A 25842-nucleotide genomic window follows, 5' to 3' on the forward strand; every position below is an offset into this window, starting at 1 on the left:
TTGGCCGCCCCCCGGGATTTTGGGCCATTTGGAATCAGCGTCCAAGCTCGGACGAGAAGCGCCATGCGCCGGGTTGGAGCTTGTGCAGTTCCCAGTCGCCGACGCGCGCGCGGATCAGGCGGAGTGTCGGCAGGCCGACATGGGCCGTCATGCGCCGTACCTGACGGTTGCGACCTTCGGTGATCGTGATCTCGAGCCAGGCATCAGGGACGGATTTGCGAAACCGCACTGGCGGGTCGCGGTCCCACAGAGGGTCGGGCGGGTCCATCAGCCGCGCCTTGGCGGGGGCGGTCTTGCCGTCTTTGAGCGTGACACCGCTGCGCAAAGCGGCGAGGGCTTGTTCATCCGGCGTGCCTTCGACCTGCACCCAATAGGTTTTGGCCAGTTTATATTTCGGATGCGAGATACGGGCTTGCAGCGGGCCGCTATCGGTCAGCACCATCAGCCCTTCGCTGTCGCGGTCCAGCCGTCCGGCGGGGTAGAAGCCTTTTTCATCGATATAGGCCGACAGGGTCGGGCGCGGCGAGCCTTCGGTGCCCTTGTCGGTAAATTGGGACAAGACGCCAAAGGGTTTGTTGAAAAGGATCACGCGGTTCATTCTGCCTCCGGTATCAGCTTGGTGATGCCGACGGGGGCGGCGCGGGCGAGCTCTTCGTCCAGCGACATGGGAATGTATTCGCCGCGCCGCCAGAGCTGTGCCAGATCGTCGTAGTGATGCGACAGGAAGTGGCCCGATTGGCCCGTTGATGTGATGAACACCGATGAATCCGGATCGGCGAAGTCATAAACCCCGCGAAAGCCTGCGCCGTGGACATTGGCGAAAGGGTCCGGCCCCGTGCCACGGGTGCGGCCGCGCAGCAGGGTGTTGTCACCGCCCGAGGTCGATTGGCGGATGTTCATGAAGTAGCGCAGCACGGGAACTTCGCCCAAGGTCTGGTGGTCGTGGGTGGCTTGGTGTGCGTCGCCCCACCGCAGGGATTCCAGCTGGGTGCCCCATGTTTCGTTGATCCAGATCAGCGCGTCGTCCAGCGCCATGCGGGCCATGTCGGGGCAGGTCTCTTTCGGGGCGGATTGCAGCACGTCGCACCATGCGGCCGCACCGTCCACATCGCGGAAAACACGTTCGATGAACAGCGGATCGACATGATCGAATTCCTGCGCCAGGGCCCCAAGCTCATCCTGGATCAGCCGTTGCTGCAAGGCGCGCAGCCAGGCGGCATAGATCAGCGGTTCGGGCAGATGTTCGTTCATCTCGCCCGACCAGCCGGCAAGCAGGGTCAGCGCCCGTTGGCGTTGGCGCTCAGACGTGCCTTCGGGCGCGGTTTCGCCGGTGAACCAAAGCTCGGCCCCGATCAGCGGTAGCAGAGAGCGCGCGGTGAAGCTGACCGTATCCAGTTGCGCTTCGATAAAGCTGTCGCGGGTGTGCACCTGGCGGCGCTGCATCAGGTTGCGCCACCGCTGGATGCGTTGCGTATCGCCCCAGAGGAAGGACACGTGGTTGGGGAAGGGGCGGTCCACCGTCTTGTTGTTGGTATTGCCGATAATCCCGCCACGGGGCGACAGGAATTCGGGGTTTGCGCTATAGGGCAGGCGGCCCTGCCAGCGGTTCGCGGCGATCCAGCCCGGTGTGGGCATGCGCCCCTGGCTTTGATGCGCGGCGTCGCGGGCGGGCAGCGCGCCGATGGTTTTCATCGCGATGGTATTCACATCCACCAGCGTCAGGTTTTGCGACGGCGCGATATAGGCCTCGCCCGCGGTGATCCCTTCCTCGACGGTCTTGGCCTCCATCAGCTGCATTGCCGCGGCGATCGAAGTATCGGCGGGGTCAAGCGCGGTCCAGTTCAGCGCGGCGACATGACCGGGCGGGGTGATCGCGGCAAGGTTATAGTGGCTGCCGGGAAGCACCGGCCCATTGTCGGTCCAGCGCAGGGTCAGGGTGATCGGATCGGCATCCTTGACCGTGATGATTGACGCGCGTTTGGCGAATTTCTTGAACCCGTCGGGGGTGCGATATTCCTCGCTATTGTCGGGGTTCAGCTCTTCGATATAGACGTCCTGATCGTCGGCATAGGATGAGGTGATCCCCCAGCCAAGCGCGCTGCTGCGCCCTGTCAGCACCACGGGGATACCGGGGATCGTGCCGCCGATGACACCGCCCGATTGCAACTCGAGCCGCGCGAGGTACCAGATGGTTGGCGCGGTGAAGCCCAGATGCGGGTCATTGGCGATCAGCGTCCCGCCCGAGGCAGAGCGATCCCGTGCGGCAGCCCAAGCGTTGGAGGCACCCGCCAGATCAAAAGATTTGAACGGCGACAGCGGCGAGGGATCAAGCGGGATATTGGCGGCGAACTGCGGCAGGCCGGGGGCCAGCTGCGCATATTCGGGCAGGGCGGCGATGCCACTGCCGGGGGCGTCAGGCAGGATATCGGACAGGCGCTTTTGATCGGGCAGCGCCAGCGAGGTGCGGGCGCGCTTGACCTCGGCATCCAGATGCCCCGACAGCTGCAAGGCCATCAGCTTGACCAGCGCGACGGAATCCGCGGCGCGCCAGGGGGCGACGGGGGCGTCAAACAGCAGCATTTCGGGGGCACCGCGGCCCAGGGCTTCGGTGTTGATCTGGTCCAGCCGGGCATTCACCCCGGCGGCATAGGCATCCAGCGCTGCGCGGGTCTTGGGGTCGAGCGCCTGAAGCGATTGCACCGACAAGGTATAAAGATCAAAGCGCCGCAGCAGGCGGTCGATACGGACGGTCGTGGTGCCGAAAACCTCGGACAAGCGGCCTTGGACCGTGCGGCGCATGGTGATCATCTGCCACAGACGGTCCTGCGCATGAGCAAAGCCCAGCCCGTAGAACACATCTTGGTCGCTTTCCCCGAAGATATGCGGCACATTGGCGTTGTCGCGCACGATCTCCACCTCGGCCCCGAGGTTGGGCACGCGGACCGTATCGTCGTAGTCAGGCAGCGACCGCGAGGCCAGCCAGTAAGCACCGCCGACACCAATCACCGCCAGCACCACCAAGAGCGTTGCAATTCGCATCAGCCACCGAAAAACCACTGCCATGTCACGCTCCTGGGTATATCTACGCGCGATTGACCAATGCGCGCAGGGTGATAGGTTCCTCTCAGGCAATAGCGCAACTGAATGACAAGGAAAAGACGATGGCAAAGCTCGCATTTTTGGGATTGGGCGTGATGGGCGCGCCAATGGCCGCGCATCTGCAAAAAGCGGGGCATGACGTGACCGTGTACAACCGCACCACAGAGAAGGCGCGCGCTTGGGCAGAAACCCACGGTGGCAAGATGGCAGAGACGCCCAAAGCCGCCGCTGAAGGGGCAGAGATCGTTTTTTCCTGCGTCGGCAATGATGACGATCTGCGATCCGTCTGCGTTGGCGACGACGGCGCTTTTGCCGGAATGGGTGAGGGCACGATTTTTGTCGATCACACCACAGTCTCGGCAGCGGTTACGCGCGAATTGCACGCGGCGGCGGATGCGCGCCAGATCAGCTTTGTCGATGCGCCGATTTCCGGCGGGCAGGCGGGGGCGGAGAATGGCCAGCTGTCCATCATGTGCGGTGGCGATTCCGGTGCCTTTGATCGCGCGCTGCCCGTGATGGAGGTTTACGCCAAGATTTGCCGTCGGCTTGGCGACAGTGGTGCCGGCCAGATGACCAAGATGTGCAACCAGATTGCCATTGCCGGTCTGGTGCAGGGCCTGAGCGAGGCGCTGCATTTCGCCCAGAAGGCCGGTTTGGACGGGCGCGATGTGGTCGAGGTGATCAGCCAGGGTGCCGCAGGCAGCTGGCAGATGGCCAACCGCTACGAGACAATGCTGGACGATAAATTCGACCACGGGTTTGCCGTGGACTGGATGCGCAAGGATCTGGGGATTTGTCTGGACACCGGCAACGAGATTGACGCGAGCCTGCCTGTCACGGCGCTGGTCGATCAATTCTATAAGGATGTGCAGAAAATGGGGGGCGGACGTTGGGACACGTCGGCGCTGTTCAAACGTCTGAACGCCTTGGCTTAAGCCCAAAGCTGCCCGATCCGCGATGGTGCGGATCGGGCGTTTTGCTCAAGGAATGATGCGCGAATATTTCGTGCCTTCAAGCGTGGCACCGATACGCAGACCGGCGCGGCCAAAGACGGCGGCCAGCACGGGGGCAAGCACGGTTGTGGTATCCGCTTCGACGCTTTCACCACGATCCGAGATGACATATTCCAGATCGGCACCCGCAGCCCAACCGGGGGAGCGGCGGAAATCGCTGAGCGCGGCTTCAGTCATGAAGAACAGCACATGCGCATATTGCTGCGCCCCGATCTGCAAGCCGCCCGTCGCCTTGGTGACCGAGTAATAGTCGACAGTCACGTTATTCACCCGCAGCGCACCACGACCATAAGCACCGCCAAAGCCAAGGCCCGCCTCGGTCACCAGCGGCATGATCAGCATACCGTTGGATTTTTCCGCCAGTTGCCGCGTGTTGGGGAAGCTGCGGTACATCGCGTTGAGCGTCGCATCGACGCGGGCGTCGATCATCCCGCTGCCACGGCTGCCGACACCGTTGCCACATGCCGCAACGGCACCCGCGCTTGCAATCGCACCCAAAGCGAAAGCCCGGCGCGAGAAAGTGTTGTTTGTCATAGTCTTCTGCCTGTAATTGCCTGTGCCGGTTCATCCGGTTTCTGCGCGATCTTATGCTCAAAACCCGCGGGTGTCACGAATTTAGGGCTTGAATCGGCGGTGATTTGCCACAAGTGGCGTGCTATTTGCGCATCGAAGCCGCGTTATCCGTTCATCAACCGCGCCACGGCGGGGGCAAAATAGGTCAAGACCCCGTCACAGCCCGCACGTTTGAACCCCATCAGGCTTTCCATCATCACGCGGTCTTCGTCGATCCAGCCATTCTGGGCGGCGGCTTTCACCATGCTGTATTCACCCGACACCTGATAGGCAAAAGTCGGCGCCCCGAAGCTGGATTTCACGCGGTGGCAGATATCAAGATACGGCATGCCGGGTTTGACCATGACCATATCGGCCCCTTCGCGCAGATCACGCTCGATCAGGCGGATCGCCTCGTTGCTGTTGGCGTAATCCATCTGATAGGTCTTCTTGTCGCCGGTCAGCGCCCCCGAGGCCCCCACGGCATCGCGGAACGGACCATAGAAGGCCGAGGCGTATTTCGCCGCGTAGCTCATGATCATCACATCCGAATGGCGCGCCCCTTCAAGGCCCGCGCGGATCGCGGCGATGCGCCCGTCCATCATATCGGACGGCCCGATGATATCCGCCCCCGCGTCGGCCTGTGCCAGCGCCATCTTGACCAATGCCTCGACCGTGCGGTCGTTGACGATGATCCCGTCTTCGACAAAGCCGTCATGGCCGTTGATATTATAGGTGTCCAGCGCGACATCGGTCATGAGGACCATATCGGGCACCGCCTCGCGGATCGCGCGAAGGGCGCGGTTGGCGTTGTTTTCAGGATCCCAGGCGCCGGCGCAATCCTCTGTCCGGTCCTCGATACCGGTGTAAGGAAAGATACACATCGCCCCGATCCCCAGATCAGAAGCCTCGCGCGCGGCATCGACCAGCTTGTCAACGCTGCGCCGATAGACGCCGGGCATGGAGGGGACGGGCTCTTCCACGCCCTCACCGCTGCGCACGAACACCGGCCAGATCAGATCTCCCAAAGACAGCGCATTTTCACGAACCAATGCGCGGACGCCCTCGGATTGACGGGTGCGGCGCAGGCGGGTGGCGGGAAAGGGGGCTTGTTGGGGTCTCATGCAAAAATACCTCAGATGCTATCGGGCAAGGCTTGCCACGTATTTTTGCACGGCTCAAGGCTAGGAATTTCGCGAACGCGCCGCTATGACAGGCAGACGATTGTAGGGCAGCACGTCTGAACACAATGATTTCACTTCAAAGATGAGCGCACCTTGACCCTCTATCAGACAATTTTCGAAGTCATCGACATGCGGTCTTTTTCCAACCTGTGGTACTGGATCGCCGTTGCGGTGATCTGGTCTTCTGCCAGCCATTGGGTCTTGGGCGTACCCTTTGATATGGTGCTGCGCGCGCGGCGCAACGGTGAACAGGCGCTGGTCGACCTAGAGGATATGGCACGCATCAACGTGAACCGTATTCTATATATCACCCAAGTGTCCGGCATCTGGATTTTGGGGTTCACCTGCTTTTTCATGACGATGCTCTTTACGCTGGCGGTTTTCTATCGTTTCGAATTCGCCCAAGCCGTGCTGTTGCTGGCGTTTCCGCTGTGTCTGGTAGGGGTGCTGAGCGTGTCGACCGCGCAGCAGATCCGCGAGGATTCCGGCACCGGCGACCGCCTGATCAAACGGCTGAACCGTCACCGTCTTTATACCCAGATCATCGGGATGATTTCGATTTTCATCACATCGATGTGGGGCATGTACCAAAACCTTTATACAGGTCCGTTTGGCGGTTGAAAAAACCGCGATCGGATACAGGTAGCTGCTGATGTCAGAGAAATCCCAAATCACGCTGTCCGGCGTTCCCGAAGGTTTTGACGCACAGGCGGTGCTGAACGAACTGGGCAAAAACGGCACACCGGTGTTGCATATTGCCCGCGATGACAAACGCATGGCGGCAATGCAGGCGGCGCTGCGCTTTTTCGCGCCGGATGTGCCTGTGGTGGTCTTCCCCGGATGGGATTGCCTTCCCTATGACCGCGTGTCGCCCAATGCCGATATCTCGGCGCAGCGGATGGCGACGCTGGCGGGACTGGTGCATGGAATGCCGGACCGTTTTATCCTGCTGACCACGCTGAACGCCGCGACCCAGCGGGTGCCTGCGCGCGATGTCCTGCGCGATGCCGCGTTTTCGGCCCGTGTGGGCGACCGGATAGACGAGGCGGCTTTGCGCGGGTTCCTTGTCCGCATGGGCTTTGTCCAGAGCCCGACGGTGACCGAACCGGGCGACTATGCGATCCGCGGCGGCATCATCGACATTTTCCCACCCGGTGATCTTGGCCCTGTGCGGCTGGACCTCTTTGGCGATACGCTGGACGGGGCGCGCCGCTTTGATCCGGTGACGCAGCGCACCACAGAAAAGCTGGAGCTCGTGGAGCTTGCCCCCGTCAGCGAAGTCATCCTTGACGAAAGTGCTATCACCCGTTTCCGCCAGAACTACCGGATCGAATTCGGGGCCGCGGGCACCGATGATCCGCTATACGAGGCAATCAGCGCAGGGCGCAAGCATCAGGGCGCGGAACACTGGATGTCGTTCTTTCACGAGACGCTCGAGACCTTGTTCGACTATGTGCCGCGGGCGACGATCACGCTGGACGACCAACTGACCGCGCAACGTCTGTCGCGGTGGGAGAGTATCGCGGATCAATACGAAACCCGCAGGCTGGCGATGGCGAACCGGTCGAAGATGGACAGCGTCTACAAGCCCGCACCGCCCGAAGGGCTGTACCTGACCGACACCGCGTGGGAAACTGCGCTGATCGGCAAACGCGTGATCAGTTTCAAGCCGCTCCCACAGCCGACGGGTCCGAATGTGCTGGATGCGGGCGGACGCTTGGGGCGCAATTTCGCGCCCGAGCGGCAACAGGAAACCATCAGCCTTTTCGGTGCTTTGGCCGCACATATTAAAGCAAAACTTCAAGAAGGGCCGGTGGTCATCGCCAGCTATTCCGACGGTGCGCGCGAACGGTTGACTGGGCTGATCGAAGACGAAGGCATGGGCGAGACCATCGCCATCAAGAACGGCACCCGCATCGGCAAACGCGGGCTGCATCTGGCGGTTTGGGCGTTGGAACACGGGTTCGAAGCCCCGTGGGAAAGCGGCAGCAGCGCGTCGAAACTGACCGTCATCTCTGAACAGGACATCCTTGGCGACCGCTTGATCCGCGCGCCGAAACGTAAACGGCGGGCCGAGAATTTCCTGACCGAGACACAATCGCTGAGCCCCGGCGATCTGGTCGTGCATGTGGATCACGGTGTCGGCCGCTATCTGGGGATGGAGGTGGTGACCGCCGCCGGTGCCGCCCATGAATGTCTGCTCCTGGAATACGCCGAAAGCTCGAAGCTCTATCTGCCGGTCGAGAATATCGAACTGCTGTCGCGCTATGGCCATGACGAGGGGCTGCTTGACAAACTGGGCGGTGGCGCGTGGCAGTCCAAGAAAGCCAAGCTCAAGGAACGCATCCGCGAGATGGCGGACAAGCTGATCCGCATCGCCGCCGAACGTGCGCTGCGCAAAGCGCCTGTCATGGATCCGCCCCCCGGCATGTGGGACGCGTTTTCCGCGCGCTTCCCCTATACCGAGACCGACGACCAGTTGAATGCCATCTCGGATGTGCTGGACGATCTGACCAGCGGCAACCCGATGGACCGGCTGATCTGCGGCGACGTAGGCTTTGGCAAGACAGAGGTCGCCATGCGCGCCGCCTTTGTCGCGGCCATGTCAGGGCTACAGGTGGCGATTGTTGCGCCGACGACCCTGCTGGCACGTCAGCACTATAAGTCTTTCGCCGAACGCTTCCGAGGCTTCCCGCTTGAGGTGCGACAACTGTCGCGTTTTGTCACCGCGAAAGAGGCCACAGCCACGCGCGACGGCATCAATCGCGGCACCGTCGATGTTGTGGTCGGCACCCACGCGCTGCTGGCAAAGACGGTCAAGTTCAAGAACCTCGGCCTGCTGATTATTGATGAAGAACAACACTTTGGCGTGGGTCACAAAGAACGTCTGAAGGCGATGCGCACGGATATTCACGTGCTGACCCTGACCGCCACGCCGATCCCGCGCACCCTGCAGCTTAGCCTGACCGGCGTGCGCGACCTGTCGATCATCGGCACACCACCAGTCGACCGTCTGGCCATCCGCACCTATGTCAGCGAATTTGATGCCGTCACCCTGCGCGAGGCGCTGTTGCGTGAACATTATCGCGGCGGGCAGTCCTTCTATGTGGTGCCCCGCATCACCGATCTGCCCGAAATCGAAGCGTTCCTGAAAGAGCAACTGCCCGAGCTGACCTATCTTGTTGCCCATGGGCAGATGGCCGCCGGAGAGCTCGACGACCGGATGAACGCCTTTTACGACGGGAAATATGACATCTTGCTGGCCACGACGATTGTGGAATCCGGTCTGGATATCCCGACGGCCAACACGATGATCGTGCACCGTGCCGATATGTTCGGTCTGGCACAGCTCTACCAGATCAGGGGCAGGGTGGGCCGATCAAAAACCCGCGCCTATGCCTATCTGACAACCAAACCCCGTGCCAAGCTGACTGCCACGGCAGAGAAGCGTTTGCGGGTGTTGGGCAGCCTCGACACGCTTGGGGCAGGCTTTACGCTGGCGTCGCAGGATCTTGATATTCGCGGTGCGGGCAACCTGCTGGGCGAGGAACAATCCGGCCAGATGCGTGACGTGGGGTTCGAGCTTTATCAATCCATGCTGGAAGACGCGATTGCCAAGATCAAGTCGGGCGAGTTGGAAGGCGTGATCGACGACGATGGGCAGTGGGCACCGCAGATCAATCTGGGCGTGCCGGTGCTGATCCCCGAGGATTACGTCCCTGATCTGGATGTGCGGCTTGGGCTCTACCGTCGCCTGTCCGAACTGACCACCAAGGTCGAGCTGGAAGGCTTTGCCGCCGAGCTGATCGACCGTTTCGGCAAGCTGCCGAAAGAGGTGAACACACTGATGCTGGTCGTGCGGATCAAGGCGATGTGCAAACGCGCCGGTATTGCCAAGCTGGATGGCGGACCCAAGGGGGTCACGATCCAGTTCCACAACGACAAATTCGCCTCGCCCGAGGGGTTGGTCACCTTCATTCAGGACCAACGCGGGCTGGCAAAGGTCAAAGAGAACAAGATCGTCGTCAAGCGCGACTGGAAAACCGATGCCGACAAGATCAAAGGGGCCTTTGCCATCGCTCGTGATCTGGCAGAGCATGTGATCGCCAAGGAAAAGAAGGCCAAGAAAGCAAAAGCCTGACCCGTTGCCGGATCAGGCTTTCACAACCGTCTGTGGTCAGGCCGCGCCGCTTTAGGTGTAAAGCGACGGCACCCCCATCTGCGCGTGGATCTCGTTCACCGCGTCGGGCTGCATCCCATAGGCGCTGGCCAGCTTGTGCAGATATTGCGCCTCTTCCTGCGTATCCAGATCGATCGCCAGCAGCGACATTGCGTAGATTTGCGGGCCCATGCCGTCGGGGGTCTGGGCGACCAGCGCGTCGACATCCACAGGGGCTTCCATCTGGCCTTGCACGAATGCGGCCTCGTCGGCGTCCACGTCGCCCAGATGGTTCAGCAGCTTTTCACGCTCGTTCTCATCAAAAGTGCCGTCGGATTTCGCGGCCTGGATCATTGCGGCGATCATCAGCGCGGCGGTGGCCTCCTGCTCGCGCGAGGGGGTGATTTCGGGGGCAGGGTTGCTATCGAATTGCGAGTTCAGCACCGCGCCAAAGTCTGCCTCTGGCCGTTCGGGGGCTTTTTGGCTGGCACCGCCCAGGCTGGACAGCAAACCGCCCGCACCTGCGGCACCTGCAAGCCCACCCAGCAGCCCGCCAAGGCCACCCGAGCTGCCAGACGCGCTGGTGCCTGTGCCGCCGCCAAGCTGGTTCAGCAAACCGCCCAAGCCGCCGCTGCTGGCACCGGAGGATCCGCCCATCAAACCACCCAGCATATCCTGCAGGTTACCGCCCGAGCCGCCCGTGCTGCCGCCGGTCAGACCGCCCAGCAATCCGCCTAGACCGCCGCCGCTGCTGGCGCTGCCGGTCGTGGATTTATTTTTGTTCATCATGGCGCTGGCCCCTTTGGCCACAGCCACGCCGATCGCCACTTTGGCCAATGTTTTCATCAAGCTCATTATCGATAATCCTTTTGGGTCAAATCGCCTGCAAGTCTGTTGCAGTTTACTGTGCAAAACAACCAAAAGATCGCGGGGGTTCCCGCTTGTCGACGTGCTTAACGGTGGGACAACGGGTGGCACCTGCCACCCGCTGGCCGCTCAGGTGCCGCAGAAGGTGGCCGGCACGATTTCCTGCGTCGTCGGCGCGCGGTGCAGATCGGCGTCGGTTTCGCGGTACGGGTGGGCAAGCGCTGTCATCAGCCGGTGGAACGGGTCCATATCACCGGCAACGGCGGCGTTGATCATCGCCTCTATCCGGTGGTTGCGCGGGATCACGGCGGGGTTGGCGGCATCCATGACCGATTTAGGGTCAGGCTCAAACGCGATGCGCTGCTGCCACGCGTCGCGCCAGTTGGCAAAGGCCGCGCGGTCGGTGAATTGGCCGGCGGCATCATCCCCTGACAGCGCGCGGAAAGCATTGGTAAAATCCGCGCCATCCGTTTGCATCAGCGACAACAGCGCGTCGATCAGCGCAGTATCTTCAGCCTTGGGCGCCGTGATCCCGATCTTGGCGGCAAAGCGTCTTAGCCAGGCTTGCTCGATCAACGCGGGCATGGCGTGCACGATCTCTGTCGCCTCGGCCACACCGCTTTCGGGATCATCAAGCTGCTGCAACAACGAGGTTGCAAGCTGCGCCATATTCCACACGACGATCTGCGGCTGATTGGCATAGGCATAGCGCCCCTGCCGGTCGATGGAACTGAACACACGGTTGGGGTGGAACGCATCCATGAAGGCGCAGGGGCCGTAATCAATCGTCTCGCCCGAGATGGCGCAGTTATCGGTGTTCATCACCCCGTGAATAAAGCCCACAGACATCCACGCCGCGACCAGATCCGCCTGTGCTGCGCAGACCGCGCGCAGCAGACCCAAGGGCCCGTCCGCCTGCGGGTAGTGCCGCTGGATCGCATAGTCGGTGAGGCGGCGCAGGTTTTCGACCTCGCCCCGATGGGCAAAGACCTGAAACGTCCCCACACGCAGATGGCTCGCGGCGACACGGGTCAGCACGGCACCGGGCAGGGCGGTTTCGCGAAAGACATCCTCGCCACTTTGCACAGCGGCCAGGGCGCGGGTGGTGGGGATGCCAAGGGCGTGCATCGCCTCGGACACCACATATTCGCGCAAGACCGGCCCAAGCCAGGCGCGCCCGTCGCCACCACGGGAATAGGGCGTGCGCCCTGATCCTTTCAACTGGATATCGCGGCGCTGGCCCTTTGCATCCAACACTTCGCCCAAGAGGATCGCGCGACCATCGCCAAGCTGCGGGTTGTAATTGCCGAACTGATGCCCCGCATAAAGCTGCGCCAGCGGGTCGGCACCGGCGGGCAGTTCGTTGCCGCTGAAGATAAAGGCCAGATCCTCGGTCGATCCGTGGGTGATCCCCAGAGTCTTTGCCAGCGGCGCGTTGAAAGCCAGCAGTTTGGGGTCGGCCACCGGCGTCGGCGTGGTGCGGGTGAAAAAGCCATCGGGCAAGGCCGCGTAGCTGTTATCGAAGGGGGCTGATACTGTCATAGGGCAGATATAGGGGCCGCGGCCCCACCTTGCCAGTCCGCGTCAGAATTTGCGCGACATGAACATGTAGTTTTCGCGGGGGCGAAAGCCTGCACGGTGGTAAAGCTTCTGCGCGATCTCGTTGCTGCGCTCTACCTCAAGATGGATCGCGCGCAGACCGCCGCCCGCCAGCGCATTCGGGACGGCCAGCAATGCCTCTGTCGCGATGCCACGGCCACGCACGCCGGGGCGCACGTAGATTTCATCGATGATCGCGTCCAGACCGCCGAATTCAACCGACCAGCCGAAGGTGATGATGATATAGCCGATGGGCGCACGGGCAGGGCCGATCAGATAGGCCACCCCATAGGGCGTGCCTTCAAGCAGAGGTGCCAGCCCGTTGCGGCGGTCGTCATCCGTCTGCTCGATCCCCGTCTCGGCGTGAAAGCTGCCCACGAGGGCAACGAGACGGTCCAGATGCTCTGGCTTGGCAAGGGTGAAGGCCGCGCTCATAGACGGGCCAGCCGTTCGGTCAGCAGGGCAAAGAAGCCATCAGATTCCAGATCGCCCATAAAGGTCGCATTGGGGGCGCGGTCGGTCACGCCCCACCAATCGGCGACGGTCATGCCCATGGTCAGCTCTGACTCTGTCTCGATCTCGACGTTGATGTGGCGGCCTTTGAACAGATCGGGGTTGATCAGATAGGCGGTGACGCAAGGGTCATGCAGCGGCGCGCCGTCAGAGCCGTATTTCTCTTTGTCGAACCGTTCGAAGAAATCGGTCATTTCCGCCACGGCGATGCCCACGGGCGTGCCAAGGGCGCGGAAAGCGTCGTTGCGCGCTTTGGTCACCAGCGCCTTATGGGTAACGTCCAGCGGCATGACAACGATAGGCGCGCCGGATTTAAACACGATATCAGCCGCTTGCGGGTCAACGTAGATGTTGAACTCCGCCGTTGGGGTGATGTTACCCCCTTCGAAATAGCCGCCGCCCATCAGCACGATCTTGGCGATGCGATCGGCGATATCGGGTGCTTTTTGCAACGCGGTGGCGATATTGGTCAGCGGCCCCAGCGGGCATAGCGTGACGGTGCCCGGAGCGTTATCGCGCAGCGTGTCGATGATGAAATCCACCGCATGGCCTTCGGCCATCGGCATGGTAGGCTCGGGCAGATCGGGGCCGTCCAGCCCGGTCTTGCCGTGCACATGCTCTGCCGTGACCAGCGCCCGGCCCAAGGGGCGGTCGCATCCGGCAAAGACTTTGACATCCCGTTTGCCTGCCAATTCGCACACGATCCGCGCGTTGCGCGAGGTGAGGTCCAGCGGCACATTGCCCGCGACGCAGGTGATCCCGAGAACATCAAGCTCTTCGGGGCTGGCCAAAGCGACAAGGATCGCTACGGCGTCATCCTGACCGGGGTCCGTGTCGATAATGATCTTGCGCGGTGTCATGGGCTCTCCTGTCTTGGCTGTGCCAGAGCCTTGCCGCAAGTGCCGCGACTTGTCCAGCAGGCACAGGCGGTCCTAGCTGCGTTCCGCCCGTTTTACATCCTCCCACAGGGCATCCATCTCGGCCAGATCACTGTCCGAGGGGGATTTACCTCGTGCGGCCAACCGTGCCTCTACGCCGTTGAAGCGGCGCATGAATTTGGCGTTGGCGGCGCGCAGGGCGGCTTCGGGTTCGACCCCAAGATGCCGTCCCAGATTGGCCATAACGAACATCAGATCACCGTATTCCTCGGTTACCTCGGCCTGGGACAGGCTCTCGCGCGCCTCGACCAGTTCGGTCGCTTCCTCGGTGATCTTGGCGATCACATCATCTACCTGCGGCCAGTCAAACCCGACACGGGCCGCGCGTTTTTGCAGCTTGTAGGCGCGCAGCAGCGCGGGCAGGCCAACGGCCACACCGTCAAGCGTTCCCCCCTGGGCCTTACCCGCGCGTTCTGCCGCCTTGATCTTTTCCCAATCCGCGGTCTGCTGTTCGGCTGATTTATCGCGGCTTTCATCGCCGAAAACATGCGGGTGCCGCGCGACCATCTTGTCCGAGATATTGCGCACCACCGTCTGAAAGCTGAACCGCCCGTCCTCTTCGCCCATGGCCGTGTGATACACGGTCTGGAGCAGCAGATCGCCCAACTCTCCCTCGAGCTCGGGCCAGTCGCGACGCTCGATCGCATCGGCGACTTCATACGCTTCTTCAATGGTATAGGGGGCAATGCTGTCGAAATCCTGTTCGATATCCCAAGGGCACCCGGTTTTCGGGTCACGCAGGCGGCGCATGATTTCCAGCAAGCGTTCGATCCCGGCGTCGCGATCGTGGATCAACGCATCATTTCTTGTCTCGGCCATTGCAGCCCCCATGTGTCTGATGTCAGATGCAACCTGACCAACATCCCCACAGGAGTCCAGTAATGCCCGTCGTGAACCGTATCGCGGATTATGCCCCCCAGATGACCGAATGGCGCAGATATCTGCACACGATCCCGGAACTGGGGAACGACTGCTTCAAGACCGCGGCTTTCGTGGCGGAACGCCTGCGGGACTTCGGCGTGGATGAGCTGCACGAAGGCTTTGCCACCACGGGCATCGTCGCCATTATCAACGGTCAGGCCGAAGGGCCGACCATCGGGCTGCGCGCCGATATGGATGCGCTGCCGATCCCCGAGGAAACCGGGCTGGACTATGCCAGCACCCACGCAGGCAAGATGCACGCCTGCGGGCACGACGGGCATACAACGATGCTGCTGGGGGCGGCGAAATATCTGGCGGAGACGCGCAATTTCGCGGGCCGCGTGGCGCTGATCTTCCAACCTGCTGAAGAAACCGGCGGCGGGGCCGAGGTGATGGTCGAGGAAGGGATCCTTGATCGCTTCGACATCGGCCAGGTCTATGCGCTGCACAATGCGCCCGGCTTCGAGAAAGGGGGCTTTTACACATCCCCCGGCGCGATGATGGCGGCGGTCGATGAGTTTCACATCCACATCAAGGGCTTGGGCGGCCATGGCGCCACACCGCATCTGACCCGCGATCCGGTCGTTGCCGCCTGTGGCATTGCGACAGCATTGCAAACCATCGTCAGCCGCAACCACTATGCGCAGGATGATCTTGTCGTTTCGGTCACGCAGATCCACACGGGCACGACCGACAACGTGATCCCCGAAACGGCCTATATCAACGGCACGGTACGCAGCTTTGACAAAGAGGTGCAGGCCATGGTGATCCGCCGGATGGAGCAGATCGTCGCCGGGCAGGCCGCCAGCTATGATGTCAGCGCGACACTGGAATATGAAAAGGGCTATCCCGCCACGGTGAACACCCCAAAAGAGGCCGGATTTGCCGCCGCCGTTGCTACCGAGATTGCGGGCGCGGACCGCGTGATTGCCGATAACGGCCGCGAGATGGGGGCCGAGGATTTCAGTTATATGCTGGAAAAACGCCCCGGTGCCTATTTGTTCATCGGGCAGGGTGATACCGCAGGGCTGCACCACGCCGCCTACAACTTCGACGATGAGATCGCGCCCGTGGGTGCATCCTTTTTTGCCCGCATCGTCGAGCGGGCCCAACCATTAGGAGCCAAGTAACATGGGTTTGGAAGACGCGAAAAATCAGGTTGATCAAGCCTTTACCCGCGATGATCTAAAAGGGCCGAGCTTCGAGAACGCCTTTGGCGGGGCCACGTCCTTTCTGCGGCGGCGCTATACCAAAGACCTGCACGGCGTGGACATCGCCGTGACCGGCGTGCCCTTTGATCAGGCCGTGACCAACCGTACCGGCACCCGTCTGGGCCCGCGCGCGATCCGCGAAGCGTCTTCCTTGCAGCCCTACGACCCGCCCTATGGCTGGGATTTCGACGTGCTCAGCGAGTTTGCCATCGCCGACTATGGCGATCTGGCGTTCGACTATGGTCACACAAGCCAGTTTCCCGCCGCGTTAACTAGCCATATCAAAGGGATACTGGACGCAGGTGCAGCAAGTGTGACCCTGGGCGGAGACCACTACATCAGTTTCCCGATCCTCAAGGCCTATGCCGAAAAATACGGTCCTATCAGTCTGTTACAGTTCGATGCGCATTCGGATACATGGCCCGACGATGATATGGACCGGATCGACCACGGCACCATGTTCTACAAGGCGGTGAAATCAGGCATCGTTGATCCGAAAACCTCGGTTCAGGTGGGCATCCGCACGACCAACCCCGATACGCTTGGCGTGACAACCATCGACGCGCGCGAGGTCCACGAGAAAGGGCCACAGGCAGCCGTTGCCAAAATAAAACAGGTACTTGGCGACCGTCCTTGCTATCTTACATTCGATATCGATGCGCTTGATCCGGCCTTTGCGCCGGGCACAGGCACGCCTGTATGGGGCGGGCTCACGTCAGCGCAGGCGGCGATCATGATGCGGGATCTGGCGGGGATCAACATCGTGGGCGGCGACATCGTTGAAGTCTCTCCGCCTTTTGACACGACCGGTGCGACAGCGATCGCCGGTGCCCATGTGGCGACCGAGATCCTGTGTTTGCTGGGGTGGAACATGCGGCAGACCAAAGCCCGCGCATAACCACCGGCGGCGCAGTTTGCGACGGCAGGACGCTCCGCGGGGAGTTTATTTGGCAAAATGAAGGTAAAGACAATGATGGCATTTTTCTGGATCGCACTGGCGATTTTCGTCGCTTTGCAGGCGTACATCCGCCTTGCACCCGCCCCCGCGGCCCGCTGGGAATTGGGCGCGGTAGACAAGGCCCCCGGTGATTACCCGTCGGAGGGGGGCCTTATGGCCGTGCGCGAGGTTGAAGGCGACGGTACGGCGTTCTTGAACCGGTTTGAGGACGCGATGTTGTCGTTGCCCCGAACCCAGCGGATCGAAAGCAACGCAGGTCAGGCTCTTTATGTCACACGCTCGGGCTTCTGGGGCTTTCCCGACTACACCAGCGTCGCGGTCACCCCCGTTGACGGGGCGGACCAGAGCCGCGCGGTGGTCTATGGGCGGCTGCGTTTTGGCCGGTCAGATATGGGTGTGAACGCCAAGCGTTTGAAGCGGGTTCTGGCGCAAGCCGGGGTCTAGGCGCTGTGCGAGGCCGGGACAGGCCTCGCCGATATCGCGCCACATGGGCACATTCAGCGACATCTGGCATTGCGCAGCAAAGCGGCGACCGTTGACGTCGAGGCAGATCGTTTGCCCCAGCTCGACCCGCTGGCCGTTGCGGTCGGTGCAATAGCACTCCACCGTTTTGCGCCCCGAGGGCGCAGGGTCCGCCGCAAGCGACGGGGCAAGGCAGATCAGACTGAAAACCAGCGAAATGCGTTTCATAGGGGCATCATAGCACAGGCTGGGTCTTGACCATAGCCGCTTCATCAGCGACATCCAGCGGTATGATCCCCATGGACCGCCTTGCCCAAATCACCCAACGTTTCCAGTTTCTGGAGGCGTCGATGTCTGCTGGCTCTGACGGGGCGGATTTTGCCAAGCTGGCCAAGGAATACGCCGATCTGCGCCCTGTGGTCGAACAGATCGACGCCTATCGCCAGTTGCTGCAAGACATGGACGACGCCCGCGCCATGCTGAAAGACCCCGAGATGGCGGAGCTGGCGGAGGAAGAGCTGCCGCGCCTGAAGGCCGCCTTGCCACAAGCGGAGGCTGATTTGCAGCTCGCGCTGCTGCCACGGGACGAGGCCGATAAGAATCCTGCAATGCTGGAGATCCGCCCCGGCACCGGCGGGGATGAGGCAGCACTTTTCGCCGCTGATCTGCTGCGCATGTATCAACGCTATGCCGAGGCGCGGGGCTGGAAGGTCGAGCTGATCGAACAACAGTTCACCGAGCTTGGCGGCGTCAAAGAGGTCGTGGCCCATATCAAGGGCGAGAATGTCTTTGCCCGTTTGAAATACGAATCCGGTGTGCACCGCGTGCAGCGTGTGCCCTCTACCGAAAGCGGCGGGCGTATCCATACCTCTGCCGCGACTGTCGCCGTTCTGCCAGAGGCAGAGGATGTGGATATTCACATCGACGCCAATGATCTGCGGATCGATACGATGCGCAGTTCAGGGGCGGGCGGGCAACACGTCAACACCACCGATTCTGCCGTGCGCATCACCCACCTGCCGACGGGGCTGGTGGTGACGTCTTCCGAGAAATCGCAGCACCGCAACCGCGAGATCGCGATGCAGGTGCTGAAAGCGCGGCTTTATGATATGGAGCGTCAGCGGGTGGACAGTGAACGGTCGGCCAGCCGTGCGGCGCAGGTGGGGTCGGGGGACCGGTCTGAACGGATCCGGACCTATAACTTCCCGCAAGGGCGCCTGACCGACCACCGGATCAACCTCACCCTCTACCGGCTTGAAGCCGTGATGCAGGGCGATCTGGACGAGATTGTCGATGCACTGACCGCGGATGCGCAGGCGCAGCTGCTGGCCGAGATGGGGCAGTGAGCGCGCCAACCGCCGCGCAAGCCATGGTCGCCGCCACAGCGCGATTGCGCGCAGCGGGCGTGCCTGACCCTGCACGGGATGCGCGGATCTTGCTGGCGCATGCGGCGTCAGTCGATGCGGCGCGGGTGACGTTGATCGCGCCCGAGGAAATCGCGCCGGATATTGCCGAACGCTATGAAAAGCTGATCGCCTTGCGGGCGGTGCGCGTGCCGGTCTCGCATCTGGTAGGGCAGCGGGCGTTTTACGGGCGCGACTTCAAGGTCAGCCGCGATGTGCTCGACCCGCGGCCCGAGACCGAATCCCTTATTGAACTGGCGCTGTCCGAGCCCTTTGAACGGGTGCTTGATCTGGGCACCGGATCGGGCTGTATTCTGGTGACGCTTCTGGCCGAACAGCAAGTCGCTCGCGGCCTGGGCCTTGATCTGTCCGAAGCTGCCTGTCTGCAGGCCAGCGCCAACGCAGTGTTGCACGGGGTGCAGGCACGCGCGGAGGTCAAGCAATCGGATTGGTTCAGCGCGGCCGAGGGGCGGTTCGATCTGATCGTCTCCAACCCGCCATATCTGGCCCAAAGCGAGATGGCGGATGTGTCGCCCGAACTGCGCTTGCATGAACCCGAGATGGCATTGACCGACGGGCAGGACGGGTTGAGTGTGTACCGTATCATCGCGGCGCAGGCACAGGGATATCTGACGCCCACAGGCCGCGTTCTGGCAGAGATCGGCTGGCAACAGGGTGCCGATGTGAAAGCGATCTTTGAGGCAGCCGGTTGGGGCCGGGTGCGCATCTTGCCCGATCTGGGCGGGCGCGACCGTGTCCTTTGGGCCGATACGCCAGCATAAACACGCCAAAACTTGTCATTTCGCGGTGTTTTTCGCCAATTTCCACTTGCTCCAAATCATTTGCCGTGCTTATTCAAGGATGTTGCAGCGGTGGATGCCTTTTGGGCGGTCCCGCGCGGCGTTAAGCCCAACAGAGCGTAAAGCTAGCTTTTCAGGGACGCGACTGCGTCCGGCAGCTTATTCCGAAGCCCAGCATAACAAGGCTGAACTGATTACATGAAATCTTCCAGATCACGGTCCCGGTCCAAGAATAATCGCAACCGTCAGCCGCAAGGTGGCAACGTCGTTAACCGCGTTTTCGACAGTTCTGGCCCCGAAGGCAAGGTCCGCGGCACGCCGCAGCAGATTATCGAGAAATACAACCAGTTGGCGCGTGATGCCCAGCTGAGCAACGACCGCGTGGCGGCAGAGAACTTCCAGCAGCACGCCGAACATTACCTGCGGATGCTGTCCGAAGCACAACGCGAGATTGACCAGCGTCGCGATCAGCAAGAACGCGAGAACCGCGAACGTCAGGCAGAGCGGGACCGCGAGCGGGTAGAGCGTCAGGAGCGCGAAGCCGCTCAAGCCGGTCAGAACACTGCGGATCAACCAGCCACGGAAGCAGATACGGGCGACAAACCCGACGCACCCCAGCAGGACAACGCCAAGGGCGATGCCCCCAAGCGCCGCCGCAGCCGCAGCAACAACCAGAATGACAACGCCCCCAAGTCGGACAGCGCACCCAAGTCGGATGGCGATGACGCGCAAGATGGCAATGCGGCAGAGGACAATCTGGTCGACACGCCCGAGAACAAGCCCAAGCCCCGACGCGCGCCGCGCCGCAAACCTGCCCCCAAAGCAGAGACGAGCGAACCGGCCAAGGACAACAGTGGCGATCAGCCCGAAGCGGCCGAATAAACGCTTTGACATCGTAACAAAGGCCCCGCGATTGCGGGGCCTTTTGCGTTTCGGACGGTAAGCGTGTTGTGGTGGCCTTAGCCCTTGGCGATTTCGCGGGCCAGCGCGCAGAAGCCTTCCAGCGGCACCTGTTCGGCGCGCTCCGTCGGTTTCAATCCGGCCGCACGCAAACGATCCTCTATATCCGGTGCGGTTCCTTTGAGGGCAGAGCGTAGCATTTTGCGCCGCTGATTAAAGGCGGCCGCCACAACGCGGTTCAACACATCAGGGTCCGCAGGAAAGCGGGGTTCGGGCAGGGCCGTCAGATGCACCACAGCGGAGGAGACTTTGGGCGGCGGGGTAAACGCCTCTGGTGGCAGGTTCAGCACGATACGCGCATCGGCCCGCCACTGTGCAAGCAGCGCCAGACGGCCATAGGCCTTTGAGCCGGGCTTGGCCACGATCCGCTCTGCCACCTCGCGCTGGAACATCAACGTCAGGCTTTGCCAGAACGGCGGCCATTCCTGCGGGGTCAGCCAACGCACCAGCAGCTCTGTCCCCACGTTATAGGGCAGGTTCGCCGCGATACGGATCGGTGGGGTCAGATGGGCCAGCGGGTCGATTTCAAGGGCGTCGCCTTCGATCACCGTCAGACGGTCGGGATAGGCCTCGGCGATCTCGGCCAAAGCGGGCAGGCAGCGTTTGTCTTTCTCGATCGCCAGCACGCGGCGCGCGCCTTCGGACAGCAACCCGCGCGTCAACCCCCCGGGGCCCGGCCCGATTTCAAGCACATCACATTCGGTCATATCACCCGCTTGTCGCGCGATCTTGGCAGTGAGGTTCAGGTCGAGCAGAAAGTTCTGGCCCAGCGATTTGCGCGCCTTCAGGTCATGGGTGTTGATCACCTCGCGCAGGGGCGGCAGGTTGTCGATTGTGCTCATTCTTGGACCTGTGAAACAGAAGGGTTCTGGGGGCGCGGGATCATGATTGCGCCATGCAATAGGCCATGCGCAGGGCCTCGACCATGCTGGTGGGGTTTGCGATGCCCTGACCCGCGATGTCAAAGGCGGTGCCGTGATCGGGAGAGGTGCGGATGAACGGCAGACCGAGCGTCACATTGACGCCGCGGTCGAAATCCAGCGTCTTGATCGGGATCAGCGCCTGATCGTGATACATGGCAATCGCCGCGTCATAGCGCGCACGTGCGGCGGCGTGGAACATCGTATCAGCAGGGTGCGGGCCGCTCAGGTCATAGCCTTCGTCCTGCATCCGGGTGACCAGCGCCGTCATCCAATCTGCTTCCTGACGGCCCATCGTACCGCCTTCGCCCGCATGGGGGTTCAGACCTGCGATGGCAATCCTGGGGGCCTTGATCCCGAATTGAGAGCGAAGCCCCGCCGCCGTAATCTCTATCACGCGGCGCAGATGGGCGGGGGTCAGCACAATGGGGACCTGATCCAGCGCGATATGGATCGTGGCCGGGACCACCCGCAGTTGGTCAGAGGCAAGCATCATCACCACATCGCTTCCGCCCGCCAGCGCGGCAAGGTATTCGGTGTGGCCCGGATAGGCAAAACCGGCCCCGTCTTTCAGCGCCTTTTTGTGAATGGGCGCGGTGGTCAGCGCAGATGCGGCCCCGCTGCGCACCAGGTCAACACCGCGCGCGATCACGTCGATTACCCCCTGCGCATTGGCGGGGTCCGGCTTGCCCGCGACGGCACCGGCGGCAAAATCGTGGCGCAGCACGGGCAAAGCGTCGCTGCCCGCGGCAAGCGCGTCCGACGGGCTGTCGATAATGCAATGGGGAATGTCTTGGGGCAGGTGGCGCGGATCACCGATCCAGGCGAGCGGCACTTCGCCCGCCAGCATCGCCCAGGCCCGTGCGGCGACCTCTGGCCCGATGCCAGAGGGTTCGCCGCAAGAGATCACAACCGGCTTGTCGGCCAAGCCCGTCTTGGCTTGGGTCATTTGCGAACGATGCGCGCGTCGGCCCGCAATTGCTCCAGCAGCTGTTCGGCATAGCCGGTCAGCCGTTCCTGGCGCAGCGCGTTGGTCACATCCTCGCGCGAGGCGGAGGCATTGGCGGCGGCGGTACGCCCACACATCATCAGCAGCATCAGCGTCTGACCATTGGCACGGGTCAGCGTGGTCGAAACCTCGCCCGTGTCGAGCTTGGACAGTTCAATCGCCACGTCCTGCGGGATGTCCGAGGGGGCCTTTTTCACACGCTCCAACACTTCGGCGGGCTGGCCTTTGGCGATACCGTAAAGGTCATCGCAGGTATCGATGCGACCACGAATCTGCGCCGCCTGTGCCAGCGCGGGTTCTGTGCGGCCACCGGGTATGTAATAGGCTGCGTATTCAATCTCGGAATAGGTCGGCGCGGCGACGCTGGTTTCCTCGATGTCGCGCAGCTGGAACAGCGCCACGGCGTTGGGGATCGGCAACGGGTCGGTAACCTCGCCCGGGGCGAGGTTCAGGATCAGCGGCTGCAGGCTTGGCGGCAGATCGGTCAGGTTCTGCCACGGCAGCCGACCGCCACGCCCGCGCGAGGCGGTCGCGGAATAGCGGCTGGCGTAGTTTGAAAACTCTGCCGTTGATTTGGATTGCGAGATTTGTTCAGCCAGCGCGTTCACGCGTGCGGCTTGCTGGGGCGGGGCAGGAATGATGATCTCGGACACGAGAACGCGCACACCGCTACCTTGTGTTTCGCCCAAAGCGCGGTTGATTTCAGCGTCGGTGATCTGCACGCGGCTGGCATAGCGGGCACGCACCAGTTCACGCCACCCGACCGAGTTTACGACAAAATCGCGAAACGTTTCGCGCGAGACGCCGGATTGACCAAGCGCCTGGGTGAATTCTTCGGTGCTCAGATCCGCGCGCGAGGCGAATTCGGCAAGGCTGTCGTCGATGCCCTGCGGCGTCAGTTCGATGCCCGCTTCGGCCACGGCCTCGTTACGCAGGCGTTCGTCGATCAGCGAGGTCAGCGCCCCTTCGCGGGTCGCCCCCGGTGCGTTCAACACCTCGAGAAAGCGCTGGCGCTGCTGGACTTCGAATTCGGTTACAACGGATTCATTCACCTTGGCGACGGGCGCAAAGAGGTTCTGCGCCGAAACGGGGGCGGCGGTCATCAGACCAAGCCCAAGGACGGCGATGCTTCGTGTCAGACGGTTCAGGTTCATCTTACTTATTTCCCACATGATCGCTCATATCTTTCTGTTCCGTTGGAGGCCGAGAAGCCCCGCAGGCCGATGTTAAACCCGATATCGGTAGAGGGCTCAACACTTGTTGAGGAGGTATAGCGGCGGCGCACCGAAAGGTCGACGCTCACACATTCATTATTGTAGGTCAGGCCAAGCCCCGCCGTCGCCGCTGTGCTGTTTTGGACGTCATAGCGCACGTCGGCGCTGGCGGACCATTGCTTGTTGATGTCGTAGCTGCCGTCAAGCGACACCTCGGAAATCGCTTCGGTTCGATCTTCGGCAGTATCCGCCTCGAGCCAGACATAGGTGCCTTCGACGGTGGTTTTACCAAAGCTCCACCCGCCGCGCAGTTCCGCCTTGGAGATGTCAAAATCGGAGTCGACCAAGGTCCGCGCCGTCAGCGAAAGACCGGCGTTATTCTTGATCTGCCCCGCCAGCAGCACGTCAGAGCGCACGCCCGACAGGCCGGACGTATCGGTAAAGGCAGGGTCGCTGATGCTGCGGAACACCTGACCGACCGCGACATAGGTGTCCCAGCCATTGGGGTCAAAGCGCGACCAGTTCACCGCCACCGCCGCGGTTGTGCCGCGTTCGCGCCGGTCGGGGCGCGGAAAGCGCGAGAGCGACAGGATGTTGCCCTGGTCGAATTCCACGCGGGTGCTTTCCTCGTTCGGAATGTCGAGCCGGCTGCCATCGGTCCACCCCAGTTGCACCACAGGCGTCAGCACCTGCGACGCACCACCAGCCTCGCGGCGTGCCATCGGGTAGCTTAGACCAACCGCTGCGAAGGGCGCGATGTCGCTGTGGTTCTGCGCAAAGGTATCGTCTTGGGTGATGTCGAAGAAATTGAACGTCGCGCCGACCTGCGCATCGGTGACCAAGCCGGAGCGATGGGTGAAGCGACGCAGATATTTCAGCGACCCGTTGATCCGCGATACATCGCGTCCAATCACATCCACATCAGAAGATCGCCAATGGCTATGCGCCTCCAGCCCGAACCGCAGTTCGCCCCCCCATGCCTTGGGGAAAAAGCGCCGTTCGAATTCGCCGTCGATCACGACTGTGGGCAGGGTGCTGTTCAACTCTCCGGGACGCAGGGTTTCAAAGTTGTAAAGGCTGGTACGCACAAAGCTGTCACGCCGCGCGCGTGACAGTGTGAGATCACTGCGCAAACGGTCCTCGTCCGAATAGCCGTATTCGGTAAAGTAAGAGCTGTCGCTGACGGCCTCGATCGTGAAGCTCAGCTTGTAGCCGCGCTCAAGCTCAAAGCTGCCTTCACCGAACAGATAGCCGCGGGTCTCATCTGGCAGCTGGTCATCGCGGGTATAGGCCCCGTCAAACTCGATATCACCGTTGGTGAACGCCTGTCGATAGCGGAATTCAAGCGTGCGGGTCGAGGACGACAGATAGGGCGTCAGGGTCAGGTCGCGGCTTTCGCCCAAGGTGATGAAATAGGGCAGCTTCAGCCCCGTGCCCAACAACGACGTGGTGCGAATAGATGGGGCCAAAAACCCGTCTGCGCGGTCCAGCGTCGGGTCGGGCAGCCGCAAACGGGGCAGGTAGAACACCGGCACCGACCGGATGTGAAAAGTCGCATCATCGAAATACAGTTGCTGCGCCTCGGTATCATGCACCACGCGGCGCGCGCGGATCTGCCATAGGGGCAGCTCGCCGTCATTGCAGGTTTTGCATGAGGTCACGGCGGTCTTGTACAGCTGGCTATAGCGCCCCTCGACACGGTCGATCTGGACGGCGGCCATCTGCACCTGCTGGTTCAGCACCATACGTGCGCCGCGCAGCAGACCGTTCTGCAACCCCTGATCCAGCTCTGCCGCATCCGCGAGAATGACGGTGCCATCACCGTCGTTCAGCACAATCGGGCCTTCGATCACCAAGGCACCGGTTTCGTCATTATAGCGGATCGCAGAGGCACGGATGCGGGTCGTGCCTTGAAACGCCTCTACGTTACCTTGGGCGACCAGTTCCCGGTCACGGGTGATGAACAGGTCATCGGCCACCAGAACGGCAGGGCGATCACTGTCTTGAGCGGCAGCGGGCAGACCAAGGGCGACAAGAAGGGTCAGGAGCAAACGGCGCAT

At 62.0% G+C, this 25842-nt stretch carries 23 protein-coding genes; 9 read left to right on the plus strand and 14 right to left on the minus strand.

Annotation, left to right across the window (positions count from 1 at the left end):
- Positions 1 to 34: 34 nt before the first annotated feature.
- Entirely contained in the window at positions 35 to 598 is a 564-nt protein-coding gene (locus ABM428_RS09385; RefSeq protein WP_037944262.1) for a pseudouridine synthase, read from the minus strand.
- A complete protein-coding gene (locus tag ABM428_RS09390; protein ID WP_288960162.1) occupies positions 595 to 3063 on the minus strand; it encodes a penicillin acylase family protein in 2469 nt (822 codons plus the stop codon). Before ABM428_RS09390 ends, ABM428_RS09385 begins: the two co-directional genes overlap by 4 nt.
- Before the next feature lie 98 nt (positions 3064 to 3161).
- Between ABM428_RS09390 and ABM428_RS09395 the strand changes: the two genes are divergently transcribed.
- Positions 3162 to 4034, plus strand: a complete 873-nt coding sequence (locus ABM428_RS09395; RefSeq protein WP_353627878.1) for an NAD(P)-dependent oxidoreductase — start codon at positions 3162 to 3164, stop codon at positions 4032 to 4034.
- Between the two features lie 45 nt (positions 4035 to 4079).
- On the opposite strand, the gene ABM428_RS09400 is transcribed toward ABM428_RS09395, so the two are convergent.
- On the minus strand, positions 4080 to 4646 hold the full coding sequence (locus ABM428_RS09400; protein WP_005853509.1) for a YSC84-related protein: 567 nt from the start codon (positions 4644 to 4646) through the stop codon (positions 4080 to 4082).
- A 143-nt stretch (positions 4647 to 4789) separates the two neighbouring features.
- On the minus strand, positions 4790 to 5788 hold the full coding sequence (hemB, locus tag ABM428_RS09405) for a porphobilinogen synthase (protein ID WP_132996611.1): 999 nt from the start codon (positions 5786 to 5788) through the stop codon (positions 4790 to 4792).
- Positions 5789 to 5941: 153 nt separating this feature from the next.
- On the opposite strand from hemB, the gene ABM428_RS09410 reads away from it, so the two are divergent.
- Positions 5942 to 6469, plus strand: a complete 528-nt coding sequence (locus ABM428_RS09410; RefSeq protein WP_005853514.1) for a hypothetical protein — start codon at positions 5942 to 5944, stop codon at positions 6467 to 6469.
- Positions 6470 to 6500: 31 nt separating this feature from the next.
- Positions 6501 to 9989 (plus strand): transcription-repair coupling factor, encoded by a 3489-nt coding sequence (gene mfd / locus ABM428_RS09415; protein WP_132996610.1) that lies wholly within the window; start codon positions 6501 to 6503, stop codon positions 9987 to 9989.
- Between the two features lie 51 nt (positions 9990 to 10040).
- Here mfd and ABM428_RS09420 read toward each other — a convergent pair whose 3' ends face one another.
- From ABM428_RS09420 to mazG, 5 genes are all read right to left on the minus strand, one after another.
- Positions 10041 to 10862, minus strand: a complete 822-nt coding sequence (locus ABM428_RS09420) for a DUF533 domain-containing protein (protein WP_132996609.1) — start codon at positions 10860 to 10862, stop codon at positions 10041 to 10043.
- Positions 10863 to 11003: 141 nt separating this feature from the next.
- Positions 11004 to 12416 carry a YdiU family protein gene (locus ABM428_RS09425; protein WP_132996608.1) on the minus strand — a complete coding sequence of 471 codons (1413 nt, stop codon included), beginning with the start codon at positions 12414 to 12416 and terminating at the stop codon, positions 11004 to 11006.
- A gap of 42 nt (positions 12417 to 12458) precedes the next feature.
- A complete protein-coding gene (locus ABM428_RS09430) occupies positions 12459 to 12908 on the minus strand; it encodes an N-acetyltransferase (RefSeq protein WP_005853523.1) in 450 nt (149 codons plus the stop codon).
- Positions 12905 to 13846, minus strand: a complete 942-nt coding sequence (locus tag ABM428_RS09435) for a nucleoside hydrolase (protein WP_132996607.1) — start codon at positions 13844 to 13846, stop codon at positions 12905 to 12907. The genes ABM428_RS09430 and ABM428_RS09435 overlap by 4 nt, the downstream gene beginning before the upstream one ends.
- 72 nt (positions 13847 to 13918) lie before the next feature.
- Positions 13919 to 14743, minus strand: coding sequence for a nucleoside triphosphate pyrophosphohydrolase (gene mazG, locus ABM428_RS09440; RefSeq protein WP_132996606.1), 825 nt, complete (start codon positions 14741 to 14743; stop codon positions 13919 to 13921).
- A gap of 62 nt (positions 14744 to 14805) precedes the next feature.
- Between mazG and ABM428_RS09445 the strand changes: the two genes are divergently transcribed.
- From ABM428_RS09445 to ABM428_RS09455, 3 genes are all read left to right on the plus strand, one after another.
- Positions 14806 to 15975 (plus strand): M20 aminoacylase family protein, encoded by a 1170-nt coding sequence (locus tag ABM428_RS09445; RefSeq protein WP_132996605.1) that lies wholly within the window; start codon positions 14806 to 14808, stop codon positions 15973 to 15975.
- 1 nt (position 15976) lies between these two features.
- Positions 15977 to 16954 (plus strand): agmatinase, encoded by a 978-nt coding sequence (gene speB, locus ABM428_RS09450; protein ID WP_132996604.1) that lies wholly within the window; start codon positions 15977 to 15979, stop codon positions 16952 to 16954.
- Between the two features lie 72 nt (positions 16955 to 17026).
- Positions 17027 to 17458 (plus strand): DUF1499 domain-containing protein, encoded by a 432-nt coding sequence (locus tag ABM428_RS09455; RefSeq protein ID WP_132996603.1) that lies wholly within the window; start codon positions 17027 to 17029, stop codon positions 17456 to 17458.
- Here ABM428_RS09455 and ABM428_RS09460 read toward each other — a convergent pair.
- Positions 17399 to 17704 carry a hypothetical protein gene (locus ABM428_RS09460; RefSeq protein WP_180827699.1) on the minus strand — a complete coding sequence of 102 codons (306 nt, stop codon included), beginning with the start codon at positions 17702 to 17704 and terminating at the stop codon, positions 17399 to 17401. The genes ABM428_RS09455 and ABM428_RS09460 overlap by 60 nt on opposite strands.
- 62 nt (positions 17705 to 17766) lie before the next feature.
- Here ABM428_RS09460 and prfA point away from each other — a divergent pair, with 62 nt between their 5' ends.
- From prfA to ABM428_RS09475, 3 genes are all read left to right on the plus strand, one after another.
- Positions 17767 to 18822 (plus strand): peptide chain release factor 1, encoded by a 1056-nt coding sequence (gene prfA / locus ABM428_RS09465; RefSeq protein ID WP_132997179.1) that lies wholly within the window; start codon positions 17767 to 17769, stop codon positions 18820 to 18822.
- On the plus strand, positions 18819 to 19661 hold the full coding sequence (prmC, locus tag ABM428_RS09470) for a peptide chain release factor N(5)-glutamine methyltransferase (protein ID WP_353627879.1): 843 nt from the start codon (positions 18819 to 18821) through the stop codon (positions 19659 to 19661). Before prfA ends, prmC begins: the two co-directional genes overlap by 4 nt.
- Before the next feature lie 216 nt (positions 19662 to 19877).
- Positions 19878 to 20561, plus strand: a complete 684-nt coding sequence (locus ABM428_RS09475; RefSeq protein WP_289081105.1) for a DUF4167 domain-containing protein — start codon at positions 19878 to 19880, stop codon at positions 20559 to 20561.
- 77 nt (positions 20562 to 20638) lie between these two features.
- Here the strand turns inward: ABM428_RS09475 and rsmA are convergent, their stop codons facing one another.
- The 4 genes from rsmA to ABM428_RS09495 are packed head-to-tail and all read right to left on the minus strand — an operon-like array spanning position 20639 to position 25842.
- On the minus strand, positions 20639 to 21481 hold the full coding sequence (gene rsmA, locus ABM428_RS09480) for a 16S rRNA (adenine(1518)-N(6)/adenine(1519)-N(6))-dimethyltransferase RsmA (protein ID WP_009824612.1): 843 nt from the start codon (positions 21479 to 21481) through the stop codon (positions 20639 to 20641).
- Positions 21482 to 21521: 40 nt separating this feature from the next.
- On the minus strand, positions 21522 to 22508 hold the full coding sequence (pdxA, locus tag ABM428_RS09485) for a 4-hydroxythreonine-4-phosphate dehydrogenase PdxA (RefSeq protein ID WP_353627880.1): 987 nt from the start codon (positions 22506 to 22508) through the stop codon (positions 21522 to 21524).
- Positions 22505 to 23722: a peptidylprolyl isomerase gene (locus ABM428_RS09490; RefSeq protein ID WP_353627881.1), complete on the minus strand. Its 1218-nt coding sequence runs from the start codon at positions 23720 to 23722 to the stop codon at positions 22505 to 22507. The genes pdxA and ABM428_RS09490 overlap by 4 nt, the downstream gene beginning before the upstream one ends.
- Positions 23723 to 23727: 5 nt before the next feature.
- Complete coding sequence (locus ABM428_RS09495) at positions 23728 to 25842, minus strand: LPS assembly protein LptD (protein WP_353627882.1); 2115 nt, start codon at positions 25840 to 25842, stop codon at positions 23728 to 23730.

Origin of the sequence: Sulfitobacter sp. TCYB15 (assembly GCF_040435955.1) — a bacterium.
Lineage (GTDB): Bacteria > Pseudomonadota > Alphaproteobacteria > Rhodobacterales > Rhodobacteraceae > Sulfitobacter > Sulfitobacter pontiacus.